The organism is Streptomyces sp. ISL-12 (genome assembly GCF_018614415.1).
Classification (GTDB): Bacteria; Actinomycetota; Actinomycetes; order Streptomycetales; family Streptomycetaceae; genus Streptomyces.
The window spans coordinates 1-12210 of record NZ_JAGGOO010000050.1 but is presented as its reverse complement, the minus strand read 5'-3'; the positions used below and the strand labels follow the sequence as shown (position 1 = coordinate 12210).

Sequence of the window (12210 nt, the reverse complement as noted above, 5' to 3'; positions counted from 1 at the left end):
GCCTGTCGTTTGGATCAGGACGCGGGACATCGGCGGGACTTGTCCATGCCGGTGAGCGGGGTCTGGTGCGTGCGGCTGCAAGGCGGAGGAGGGAGTCGACGCGATGGGGGTCCCCCCGCGCGAGCGCAGCCGAGCGTGGGGGAGTCGGCGAGTGACGACAACGCCGCAGATGCGCGTGCCAGACCCCGCGTCTGCGGCGTGATCCAAAGGACAGGCCCTAGCGGCCTCGTGTGCGGGGACGGTGGTGGGTTTCGGCGAGGTAGTCGAGCTGTACCGCGTCGAGGGTTGTTTTGGTGATGCGTTCGGTGCCGTCGTGGATGGCGGTGATGGCGGCTTGGCGGATGAGTCGGGTGAGGGATCCGATGCGGCCGGCGGTGCGCTGGTGGAGGTAGGGGGCGTGCCGGGGGAGGGTGCCGGGCTTGTGGTGGTGGAGATCGAGGGCATTCTCGATGTCGGTGATGACGTCGCGGAAGGGGTGGCGGGTGCCGTGGCGGGCGGGGAGGGGGCCGCAGGTGATGAGGGTGGCGCGGCCGGCGAGCTGGGCGCCGCGGGTTCCGCTGAACAGGGGTGTGTCGGTGACGTTGATGCCGGCGTAGACGAACGTGGCGGCCAGGCGTTCGGTGAGGTCTTTCAACAGGTCGGCGGTTTGGGCGCCGGTGGTGGTGCGGGGGTTGAGGCGGTGGATTTCGTCGATGAGGACGAGTTGGACGCCGGCTTGGGTGTAGGTGTGGCAGACGGCGTCGGTGATCTGGGTCTGGGTCATGCGGGTGGTGACGGGGATGCCGAGGTAGCGGGCGAACTCGGTGATGAGGGTTTTCGCGGTGGCGCCGGGCGGGACCAGGACGTAGGCGACGGGGGCTGCGGCGTGCGCTGATCCGGGCGGTGTGGGGTTTTTGCGAGTGTGGGCGAGGTGGCAGGTGCGGCCGACGTTCAGCAGGGCGGTGGTCTTCCCGGCTGCGGCGGGTCCGGTGACGATGAGGGAGGGCCGTGCGGTGGTCTGCTGGTGGCGGCCGAGGATCATCAGGGTGCGGACCTGGGTGGCGAGCTGGCCGATGGCGGGGGTGCGGATGGTGACGAACGCGGAGTGGTAGGCGAGGCGTTCGTCGCGGCTGCGGGGCGGGTCGCCGGGCTGGGGCGGGGCGGACGGCTCGGTGGTGGCGAAGCGCTGCCAGCCCTGCCAGGTGGTCAGAGGCCAGGACGGCTCGACCGTACCGTCGCTGTCTGCGTCGGCGGGTGCACTGCTCGGGCTCTGCGCTGCTGGGCGGGGGTGGGTGTTCACCACTTGTCGGCTTCCTCGTGTGCGTCGTAGAGCCCGAATCCGGCGGCCGCGGCGGGATAGGTGTTGTCGTCGGGGAAGTCGTCGAGGTCGTCGATGCTGTCGTCGCCGTCGTGCTGCGCCGGCTCGCCGGTGGTGAGGCCGGTGCCGGGGTGCGGGGGCCGTGCGGCGGGGACCGGGGTTGTGGTGGCGCGGGCGAGGAGGGCTTGTTCGGTGGTGGTGGCGTGGCCGCTGTGGACGCGGCGCATGAGCTGGTCGAGGGCGTCGGCCAGGGCGGCTTCGTGTTGCTGGCTGTCGTCGTGGGTGCTGTGCTGGGCGTGGGTGCGGATGTGCTGCCAGGTGTGGTCGTTGAACGGCTGGTGGACGTGGTCGCGGTGGATCCACGGGATTTCGGTCAGCTCGCCGTCAGGCAGACGCACCCAGATCTGGCGGACGTCATGGGGGTTGTAGTGGATCTCCCATTTCCCGCCCCGGCCAGCGACCGGGGATGCCTGGCCGCGGTAGGGGGCGAGGAGATCGTGGTCGTAGGTGCGGTGGTTGATGGTGATGCCGGCGGGGGTGATGGCCTGCCAGCGCACGGGGAGCAGTTCGAGGTAGTCGCGGCCGGTGAGCGGGACGGGGACGTGTCCGGCGACGGCGACGAGTGCGGCCCACATCTGGTTCGGGGTGAGTGCTTTGCGGGGCATCAGAGGGTGGCGCAGGCCTTCGTGAGGGCGGTGGTGGTAGTGCACCAGCCACTCATCGAGCAGGTCCTGCAGTTGGGCGACGCTGTAGCAGGCGTCTTTCTCGGTGTCGGGGCCGCGACGGGTGACGTCGGAGCCGGTGTAGCCGGGCAGGTGCTGGCAGAACAGTGCGTTGATGGTGCCGAAGGTCCGCTCCACGATGCCTTTGGCGGTGGGGGCGTGGGGCGGGGCGGGCTGGACGCTGATGCCGAGGTGTTCGCAGGCGGCGGTGAACGCGGCGGAGACGAAGACTTTGCCGCGATCGACGACGATCGTCTCGGGCAGGGCGACGGGCCGGGCCGCCGCGCCGGCCAGACGCTCATCCAGCGCGGCCAGCCGCTGGTGGGGGAGCGCGGGGGCGTCGTCCATGCGCAGGATGTTGGGCCAGGTCGGCCGGGCGGGGTGGGGGACGGCCATCTCCGCCAGCAGCAGCGCCGCGTCGACGGCTTTAGTCGCGCTCGGGCACAGCACGGCGGCGAGGATGGCGCGGGTGGCGACGTCGACGGCGATGGTGAGTTCGGGCCGGGCCAGGCGGCCGTCGTCGAAGAGGGCGAGGACGTCCAGGCGGGTGGTGTCGACCTGGACCTGTTCGCCGGGCCGCAGGGCCGTAGCGGGGGTGAAGGCCCGCCCGTCGACGCTCGCGGGCACCTGCCTCACAGGTCCGGAGGGCAGTTCGCCGGGCCGGGCGAGGTTGGTGACGAGCCGGTACAGCGTGGCCTGGGACGGTGCGGGCACCGTGCCTGGGCCGTGCCGGTCCTGGAGGATCTGGTTGATCAGGGGGAACAGGCCGTTGATGGTGCCCTTGGAGCGGCCGCGGCGGCGGCGCAGCGCTTCGCGGACGGCGGCGACGACCCGCTCGTCGGCCCGCCCGGTGGGGCTGGAGGCGCGGGTGGTGCGGTGATCGAGGAGTCCCCACAGGCCTTGTTTGCGGTAGGCGAGCCGCATGCGCTGCACCGTGGTGCGCGAGACCCGGCCGAAGCCGAGCGCGGTCAGCTCCTCGGCCTTGGCCTGTTCGCGTTCGGCCAGCGTGTGCCGCTCCGGGTCGTACGGCTCCCGCACCGTCCCTTCGCTGCCAGGGCCGCCAGGCAGGCCGCATTCGACTTCCCGCACGTGCCGCTGCCAGGCCAGCGCCTTCTCTCGCGCCGCGGCGGGGGCGGTCTCGAACAGCCCCCATTGCGGTGCAGCCTGAGGCGCATCGGCCCCGACGATGGCGAAACCGGGGTCGGCGAACAGATGCCCGGCGAGCACGACCTCACCGCCGCCGTCCGGGCCGAGGAGGTGGATGTCCTGCCCGGAAAGTGCGACCACCTGCCACTTCACGTCACGGAAGCGGACGTGAGCACCGACCTTCACGGCCGGCCTGGCATTGCGCCGCGCGCTCACCTGGCACCTCCCTTCTTGCTCGGGTCGCTCCAGCCCTGCGGGCCGACGAGGACGCGTTCGTGCAGCGGCGTGTCCAGACCAGTCGTCAGCCGGCCGTGCCACAGAGCGTGGAAGACGGCGGGGAGGACCTCGATCGGATCGCCGGCCGCTTCAGCGCCTTCGATCAGCGACCGTGGCCGCGTGAACGCCGCCAGGGCGGCCTCCGTCAGACCGGGGCGGCCGGCGTTGCGGGGGTGGCGGTAGCCGGCCAGCCATTTCAGGTTGGCGGCCAGGACGTCGTCGAGGGGCAGCAGGCGCCGGTAGGCCCAGCCGATGTCCGCGCACGCCTGCGCGACCGCCTCGGCGCCCTTTCTCGCGCGTTCCCCGCCCGCGGCGGGGTGGCCGGGGCAGTCGGCGAGCAGCGCGGTGCCGTCGGTACGCCGGGCGAAGAGCTGCGGCACCCAGGAACGTACCTGTCCACGAGGGTCACGCCACAGCAGCCGTACCGGCCGCCCTGCCAGGCCCGTCACGTCCGGGTCGCGGTCCAGGACCATCAGCTGGATACGCATCGCGTTCGACCCCGCGGCCACGTGCCTCCCGGTGGTCGCTGACCACCACAGGCTCGGCCCCCACCGGCGCCCCGGCACCACCGGGAACGCCGACACAGGCGGCAGATCCTCGAACGCCACGGTCATCGCGGCATCTGCCCACCGCTGCTGCACCGTCTGCCCCACCGGGTCGAGGAACACCGCCTCGAACCCGCCCAAGCGGCCCACGGCCGCCCGCTCTGCCCGGCTCCGGGCTGCTTCTGCGCTGGTCACCCGCGTCAGCCAAGCCGCTCCCGCCGACACACACCGCCGTTTTCAGTGTTCCTGCCACGAACGAGTGCCGTATCAGCTATCAACCGACCTGTCCCGGCGCGTCGGCTGTCAGCCGCCGTTCTCCTGCCTGTCCACCGTCAGCATTCGGCTGAGCACCTCAACGGGCATGTCCACCCACCGGGCCACCTCCTCAAGCGGCACGCCGCCATTCACCGCCGCCAGGGCGGTCCGCTCCCAGGCGTTCTCGATCAGGCCGGCGCTGTGGCCGAGGCCGCGCAGCAGCCGCCGGGCGACGTCGGCGGTCGGCCCGCTGTGCACCCCGCGCAGCTGCAGCAACTGCTCCTGGACGTTGTCGAGTGTGCTGGTGATCAGCCTGCGCTGTTCTGCGGGCACCGCAGCCCGCCACATTGTCCCCGATCCGGGCGCCTTCTTCTCCTTGCCCAGTACCCGCAACTGCCCGGCCATGGTCGCGGCCTGGTGTTCACGGCGCAGCCACCACGGGTCGTTGTCGTACCCGGGCGGCCCGCCGGCACCGCGGCGAAGGCGGATGACGCTGCCCATCCACGCCAGAAGCGGCCCGCCGTGGTCGGCCGCGGCCAGCGGCCCCAGCCACCCCCGTTCCACCCGCTCACCGAGCCTGCGGCAGAACAACCCGTCCACGGGCAGCGCCCGCGGCCGCCCGGCCCCGCTGTCCACCCACACCAGCTCCGCCATGCCCGGGTCCAGCAAAGCGTCGGCCACCGACACCACCTCCGGGAAGACGACCGCGTCCCGCCCCACGATCCGCCACCTCTCCAGATCCCCACCGGCGTCCCCGCCCGCGACCAAGTGCAGGCGCCGCGGCCAGATCGTCTCCCGCTCCCAGCCGTAGGCCTGCTCCCACCACCGGGCCACCACCGCCCGCGCCAGCGCGAACACCCGCTCCGGCTCCGCACCGGCCCGCACCGCCCGCCGCGCCACCCCCGCCCGCCGCCGCGCCGCCGCCACCACCTCCGGCAGATGCCGCAGATCCAGGTGCTCCAGCGGCTGGTCGCCGTCGGCGTCCAGTAGCCACCGCCTGTGACGCACGCACACCCGCTCCCACCTCGGCACGTACCGCACCACCCGCACCGCCGCCCCCGTACGCCGGGCCGTACACAGCCGGCAGCCGAACGCCACTGGACCGGCCACCGCGCCACCGATCCGCCACAGCCCCACCGGATCGCCATCCTCGGCACGCAGTTTGACGTCTTCTTCTCCCCAGGACGGCAACGCCCGCGCCAGCACGCCTTCCTCGACGCCGCACAGGCCTGCCAGGAGACGGCGTCCGGCCGCGTTCAGCAGCACCTCGGCATCGGCCCGCGCACCCCCGCCCCCGTGCCCGGGCGGGTAGTTGCGCCACTTCCAGCATGCCCGCAGTACCTTCGCTTCCATCCCGTAGCGGCTGGCGATGCGGCAGATCAACGACGAAGTCGTCTCCCCCCGTAGGGGGGTGGTACGCAGTAGGCCGGGGTGATGGGTCACTCCATCACAGTGCCGTGCTGCCGTCCCGCTCGGGCACTTTCCAGCTGAGCGGGGCGTATTGGACGCGACCTGCGGACCGGTTCGTCCAGTCATCGGACTCGACCGGCCTGCTCGACTGGGCGGTTGCTTGCATCCGGCGGCCTGGGCGTGCTGGAAGGACATGACGGGTCGGTGTCCGCAGTGGCGCCGGGGGGCCTCTGCTCGGGGCTGCTGTTCCATTCCCAGGGGGCGGGAGCCTCGCTGAAGTCGTAGCAACGGCATGAAAAGGAACAGTCGCCCATGATGGGGTGACATGAATCACCTCGCCTCAATCCTGATGAACTCTGGCTAATTCCGACGGAAGGGATTTAGCGATGTAAAGGGTTTTAGTTAAGTTGACTTACGGGGCTGTTTATCTCGACGTCAAGCTAATTATCGATCAGAGCGTTCGAAAAGGGAATGGGAGTGACGGGACGGGGCGGGACATGAAGAAGCCCTCTTCCGGAAAAGGCATTCCGGAAGGGGGCGAGGGAATGGTTGACTACTTGACTTACACGGATCCGGTCACGGTCTGGTAGGGAGTCCTGACCTTGCCGAACGAGACGAGCTCACGTTCGTCAGGAAACCGGTACTGGCGGTAGCCCGTGGTCACGAGTTCCAGGCGACGTAGGGTCACCAGGGCGCTCTCGATCGTGGCGCGGCTGACGGAGAGAGCGTCGGCCAAGTCGGTCTGTGAAGGGCCTTCCAGCATGCGTCCGTACGTGGCGCACGGGACGGCGCAGCGGTCCAAGAGGTGTACGAAGAGGCCGGCGAGCCGCTGCTCCGGGGGGAGGCTGCGACGGTTGTAGATGCGCTCACCGGTGACCATCTGGTCGGCCAGCATCTTGCCCAGGGCGGCTGTAAGACTCGTGCTCGTCTCCGCCAGGCTGCGCATGCGGGTGATCGGTACGGCGAGGGTGATCGTGTGGTTGAGGCAGCGCGCCGTCGGCGTGGGCAGGGTGGGGTCGAATATCTCGGCTACGCCGAGGACGGCCCCGGTGCCGTGGATACGCACCGTCGCGTCCTCGCCGTACGCGGACTCCTCGTAGACGCAGCCCGACAGCACTATGTGCACCGCAGAGCTGGCAGACCCTCTGAGCTGCGCGTTACGGCCGCTGGACCGGGGAACGAGTGAGCTGGTGAAGCCGTGCCGCGTCCTGCGACTCAGTTCGGACAGGAAGGGGTTGAGGTCGATTAGCGCACGCATGGCACGGTGGCCGGACAAGCCGTGCCCCACCCGGCCGGTCTCCTCGTCGAAGGTGTACACCGAGTTGCCCAGGACCATGTGCTGAGTGCCGGACCGAGGCCGGGGCATCGTCCGGCCCAGGCCGGAGCCGTCGAAGACCAGCGAGCCTTCCCCGAATCCCATCAGTAGCCCTCCCGCGCGCTGGGGGACCCGGGCTGGTCGGTGACGGCGGATTCGACGGAGGGGGCGGTTACAAGCTCGCGGGGCGCCACCGTCTGGGTGGTGTCCGCCGCCGGCGGCGTGAGCGGGTCCAGGATCCGGGGGACGACCGCGAACAGGACTGCGACGGCCGCCAGGGTCGCCGCGATACGGGCGGGCGCGGACGAAAGGATCTTGACCACGAGTACAGCGGTTGCCGCCATGACCAGAACGATCACGACCGCAGCCATGGAAATGTCCATTCCGTTTTTCCTCTGAAGTTGTGCGAATAGTTGGCCGGTCCAGCGAAAAGGTGCACGGAGAGAGCCTGGGCCGACTGGTGTGGGGACGGCCGAAAAGGGGACTCGCTCTTGATCCAGCAGGATATAGCACGGCTCGCGCGTTACGGAAACGTCACCCTTGGGGAAGGGATTTGAGGACTCGATTCCGCGGCGTCGATCCCCGTACCCAAAGTCCCTTAAGGTAGGGGATTACTTCCGGGTAACACTCAACACTCCCGGACCTTAGGGAATGGATCTGCGGCGCAGCCCGTTAGATTCAACAGAGCTGACGTTGTGCCATGGCCGGTCCAGCGACAGCTTGTCGGGGTCCCTGTGGGGGTGGTGCCCCGCAGGGACCCCGACCAGAAAAACAGCTCCGACCTGCAACAACTCAGCAGTCGGCGCGCGACACACAGACCCAGCAGTGGCGGCACGCAGAGTGCCGCCACTCGTCGTTTCATCACCGGCAACCACGCCCCCAGGCGCCGCCGCGCACGGAAGGCGCGCGCAGGATACCGGCAGGGTCTGACAATCGACCGTCTCGCCAGGACCACATCCTCTGTGGCCCGAAACACACCTCACAGCATCATCAGGGGCGCACTTTCCACAGCAAGCGCCCCCCAGCACTCCCCTGACCGGTGTCGTCCTGGCGGAGGTCCGGGTCACCATCCCACGCCGCCCGCAGCGGCCCGCCGCAACGCCGCGCGGTGACGCACGAGACCCCGGGCCCTGTGGGCGGGTTCGGGGTCTCGTACGGCGCGAGGGAGGGGTCAGAGGTTGTCCCCGTAGCCCTCCCGCTCGGCATTCGGTCCGTACCGCTCGATGAGGTCGCAGGTGCAGGTCCCGCCTTCGTACAGCTCCTTGTCACACTCCTCGTGGTGTTCCCGCACCGGCCGCTTCCTCGGGACCGCCGACGGCGCGGGCTGCGGTGCGGACGGCTCCGGAGCGGCCTCGATGGCCGGCACCGCGCCTGCCCAGTCCATGCCCAGCGCCGCGAGGGCAGTGCGCTGCTCCACGGTGAGCTTGTCCCGCCTCGACTTGGTGTTCGAGAGCCACACCCCCAGCCGCACGGGCACCGGATCCGCCTCGCCATCGACCGTGATCTCCACGACTGCACTGCGCGGGACGGGCCGCTGTCCCTCCTTCTCCACCCACTGGGTGAGGGCGGTCAGGCCCCGCTGGAACGCCGCCTCGGCCTTGCTCCCGGCCTTCTTCAGCCTCTTGAGGGCGGCGGCCGGCGCCGGAAGGAGCTCCGCCGGGGCGGCGGCCGTCACGGGGAGGGTGGCGCCCTGTACGCCCAGCGCGGTCAGCCGCTCGCGCTGCTCGGGCAGGAGCTGCGCCCAGGTGCCCGGTTCCTGCTGCCGCCACCGCCACGTTCCGATGTCGTCGCCCTCGAAGGTGACGCCCGGCGCGATGTAGGGCAGGTGGCCGTCGGCGTCGACCAGGTCGGCGAGGACGCGGTAGTGGCGCTGCCAGTTGAGCGGCCAGGGGCAGTTCCAGTCCCGGTCGATCGCGGCCAGCTGCTTCGCGCGCTCCTCCGCCCGCTTCGGGTCCTTCCCGAGACCGCCCTTCCGGCGCAGGTTGGCCATGTGCTGGCCGACCGGGACCATCGCCTCGCCCTCGCCCCACACCGCGTCCTGACGCGGCGCGAGGTGCCCGGTGGCCCGGTGGTAGGACCGGAGCGCGGCGAGCTTGTTCTCCCACGCCTCTTCGCCCGGCTCCCAGACCATCCCGGCCTCCGGCGCGTCCAGCAGCGTCTTGCGCCGGTCCTCCAGCTCCCCGGCCCGCAGCGCCTTCCGCTGCTGATGCACCCATCGGCCAAGCGGAAACGCCTTCGTCGCCCCCACTTCGACCTCGACGTCGTAGGGCACGGCGTAGAGGCCAGTGATCTCGTTCTCCTTCCGCCACCGGAGCAGGGCCTGGTAGCCCTCCAGCCACACCAGCGACTCCGGCCGGTAGACCCGGGTGCGCAGGAACGCGGCGATGGTCGCGGCGTCGCGCGGGCTGGAGAAGTGGAGCAGGGCCGCTTCGGCGGCGGCCTGGGTGTCGTCGTCCTCCTGGTCCTCGCCGTCGCCCTCGCCGCCGGCCCCGACGATCCGCCCCTCTTCGTCGCGCCGGACGTGGACCTTGCGCTTGCCGCTGGTGAGCGCGCGGGAGGCGAGCTGTTCGACCAGACGTTCGTCATGCGAGCGCAGGCCCTGGAGGACCGCTACAAGGGGGCGGAAGCTGGCGCTGGCGACCATGTCGGTCGGGTCCTCGTTCGCCTCCAGGAACACCGGCACGATGATCCTGGCCACCTTCGTGCTGCCGTCCTTGTTGAGCCGGAGCGCCCGGCCGATGTTCTGCACGATCTCCACCTGCGAGCCGCGGGTGTCCGCGAAGCAGATCGAGTCGACTCCCCGCTCGCCGGTGATGTCCACGCCCTCACCGAGAACGCGAACGCTGGCGAGGAACGCGCGGTGCACCCGGCGCCCGGCCGCGTTGATGCCGTTGGCGAACTGGCGGATCTTCTCGCGCCGTTCGGCGACGGTGTGGTCGCCGCACAGCCACGCCGACCACACCCGGTCCGGCGGTACGTGGCGGCCGGCCTCCAGCTCGTAGAACTCCGCGTCGATGGAGGACTTCGGCAGCTTGTCGGCGGCGGCCAGGTCCTCGTCGGTCGCGTCGTTGACGTACAGCGCGGCCGCGGTCTCCGGCAGCTTCTCCGCGAACGCCGCGGCTTCCTCGACCTTCTGGTGGAACGTCATGACCGTACGCAGGTTGTACGCGGCGGCGTGCTCCAGGAGCGCGGTCTGCAGCAGCGCCAGACGCCGGCCGCGCCGGGTCTCCTCCGACTCCCCGAGAACGGGGGAGGGGTCGCGGATCTCCAGCACGTCGATCTCGAACCCGGCAAGGATCTCGCGCTCGATCGCCTCCGAGAGCCCGAGCTCGGCGATCCACGCGCCGTAGGTGCCGTTGGGGTCGTCGGCCATGGTTGCGATCTCCACCTCCTGGCCGTCCGCGCCCTTCTGCGGCCGGGGAGCGGCGAGGATGCGCGGGGTCGCGGTCAGGTAGAGCCGGAAGCCGGCGGGGATCCGCTGGTTGTCGTGGATTGCCGCCCACGGACGACCAAGATCACCAGCGGTTCCGTGGGCCTCATCCACGATGGCGAGGTCGAAGCCGTCCATGCGCTGCCCGTAGAGGCGCTCCCCGCCCGCCAGAGCGGCCTCCAGCGGCCCGCGAACCTTCCGCTGACCCGTCGGGTCCTCCGGGTCCTCGCGGTCCACCAGAGAGGCGTACGTGGCGAACACGACGACGGGGCCGCGTCCGGCCCACAGGGCGAGCTGGATCGGGTTGGTGGTGGTGCGCACCCCGAGCGCGCCCAGGACCGCGTCGTTCTCCAGCGAGCACACCGCGACCATCGGGGCCCGGTGGCCCACCAGGCGCCACGCCTGTGCGGTCTGCGCGAGCAGGTCCAGGGTCGGGACCGTGACGAGGATCCGGTCGTCCGCGAAGCTCTCCAGCGCGCACGCGGCGGCCGTGATCGTCTTGCCCGATCCGGTCGCTGACACGATCGTGGCACGGGCACCCTGCGGGGGCACAGATGACCTTGCAGGGAATCCCACCCACCTGCGAAACGCGGAGCGCTGATCTACCTGGTGTTCCTTGAGCTGAATCGCTGACATTTCCTTTCCTCCCCAAGCGGTCAGTTCCTGTGGTTTTTCAGATGGCCCCGTGCGGAATGCAGGCCGCGCCCAGGTCGTTCCAGATCGACGCATCCGCCTTGTGCCAGCCGCCCGGCTTTCCGTCCTTGAAGGGTGGCTTGTCGTCCGGGTCGTAGTGCCCGGCATCGAGCGTGCAGACCACGACGTCCCCGTCCGCGTTCCGCGTCCGAGCCGTGCACAGACCGCCGGCCTCACCCAGCGCCTCCAGCACCCGGCGCCGCGCCGTGGTGTGCGGGTGCGTGCCTGGCAGCACGGACTCCCAGACGAACCTCTCCAGCCGCACCTGGTCGGCCCGCTCACGCTGCCTCACGTCCGCTATATGTACGGCCAGTTCAGCGGCGCCCGCCGACCGGCCGCCGCGCCGGGACCACTCCCGGTCCGCGATGCCCACCAGGGCCTCGCTCACGGCCGTCACGCCCTTGTCCCAGCCGTCCTCGAACTCAGGGCCACAAGGGCGCGGCGCCATGCCGTCCAGCTCCACCACCTGGAGCTGCGCCCCGGCGACCGCTCCGGCCTCCAGCGCGGCCACCAGGTCGTCCGCCTCGCTCGCGGGCACGCCCTGCGCCTCCAGGAGCGCGAACACGCGCAGCCGGGCGTTCACGGCCGCCGTCTGGTACTGCGTCACCCGGCGCAGAGAATCGCTGCTTAGCGCGGGATCAGGTCCGGTAGGTTCGTGGTGACCGGTCATCTTCGGTCGTTCCTCTCGAAATTCCAGGGAGGTTCCCAGGTGGTTGAGGGGTGTCCCGTGTTTCCGCCAACGGTACATGGTGCATCAACCTGATGCACCCGCTACACTAGAACTCGACACGAACGAGCGACCCCCTCCCTCGTAGCCAGCCCGGCCCGCGTCAGCGGGCCCCAACGGTCCTGGAGGCGCAGCCGGAAGGACCGTTGGGCGGGGGAGCGCAGCGGACCCGCCCGGAGTCCGCAGGACTTTCCAACTCTCCAACTAGAGGTGCCACTAGCCGCACCTGACATGCCCTCAGCGGGCGAGCGCGCACCGCGCGCCGCGCCGGTCGCGCAGCGGCCGGCCCCACCGGATCCTGGAGCGCAGCGGAGGGATCCGCCCGTGCTCCGCACGGGCCGCGGGAGCGCAGCGACCGCCCCCCTTGCACATCGCGCAGCGATGTGGTACCCGC

Annotated in this window: 8 protein-coding genes; all 8 read right to left on the bottom strand. The window is 70.7% G+C overall.

From position 1 onward, the window contains the following. Nucleotides 1–217 precede the first annotated feature (217 nt). Complete coding sequence (locus J7I94_RS14630) at nt 218–1189, bottom strand: ATP-binding protein (protein WP_215167507.1); 972 nt, start codon at nt 1187–1189, stop codon at nt 218–220. Between the two features lie 86 nt (nt 1190–1275). Further along, a complete protein-coding gene (locus J7I94_RS14625) occupies nt 1276–3381 on the bottom strand; it encodes a Mu transposase C-terminal domain-containing protein (protein WP_215167504.1) in 2106 nt (701 codons plus the stop codon). Then, entirely contained in the window at nt 3378–4181 is an 804-nt protein-coding gene (locus tag J7I94_RS14620; protein ID WP_374198386.1) for a TnsA-like heteromeric transposase endonuclease subunit, read from the bottom strand. Before J7I94_RS14620 ends, J7I94_RS14625 begins: the two co-directional genes overlap by 4 nt. A gap of 108 nt (nt 4182–4289) precedes the next feature. Next, a complete protein-coding gene (locus tag J7I94_RS14615) occupies nt 4290–5684 on the bottom strand; it encodes a DNA-binding protein (RefSeq protein WP_215167503.1) in 1395 nt (464 codons plus the stop codon). A 529-nt stretch (nt 5685–6213) separates the two neighbouring features. Then, the gene (locus tag J7I94_RS14610; RefSeq protein WP_251075159.1) at nt 6214–7071 is read right to left on the bottom strand and encodes a Crp/Fnr family transcriptional regulator; all 858 of its coding nucleotides are present in this window, start codon (nt 7069–7071) and stop codon (nt 6214–6216) included. Continuing rightward, nucleotides 7071–7349 (bottom strand): hypothetical protein, encoded by a 279-nt coding sequence (locus J7I94_RS14605; RefSeq protein ID WP_215167502.1) that lies wholly within the window; start codon nt 7347–7349, stop codon nt 7071–7073. Before J7I94_RS14605 ends, J7I94_RS14610 begins: the two co-directional genes overlap by 1 nt. Nucleotides 7350–8137: 788 nt before the next feature. Then, entirely contained in the window at nt 8138–11032 is a 2895-nt protein-coding gene (locus J7I94_RS14600; protein WP_215167501.1) for a DEAD/DEAH box helicase, read from the bottom strand. A 37-nt stretch (nt 11033–11069) separates the two neighbouring features. After that, nucleotides 11070–11696, bottom strand: a complete 627-nt coding sequence (locus J7I94_RS14595; protein WP_308114573.1) for a hypothetical protein — start codon at nt 11694–11696, stop codon at nt 11070–11072. Between the last annotated feature and the right edge of the window lie 514 nt (nt 11697–12210).

Coding starts and splice junctions, on each gene's coding strand:
- J7I94_RS14610 (WP_251075159.1), bottom strand. CDS start 7,071: ATGGGATTCGGGGAAGGCTCGCTGGTCTTCGACGGCTCCGGCCTGGGC.
- J7I94_RS14605 (WP_215167502.1), bottom strand. CDS start 7,349: ATGGACATTTCCATGGCTGCGGTCGTGATCGTTCTGGTCATGGCGGCA.
- J7I94_RS14600 (WP_215167501.1), bottom strand. CDS start 11,032: ATGTCAGCGATTCAGCTCAAGGAACACCAGGTAGATCAGCGCTCCGCG.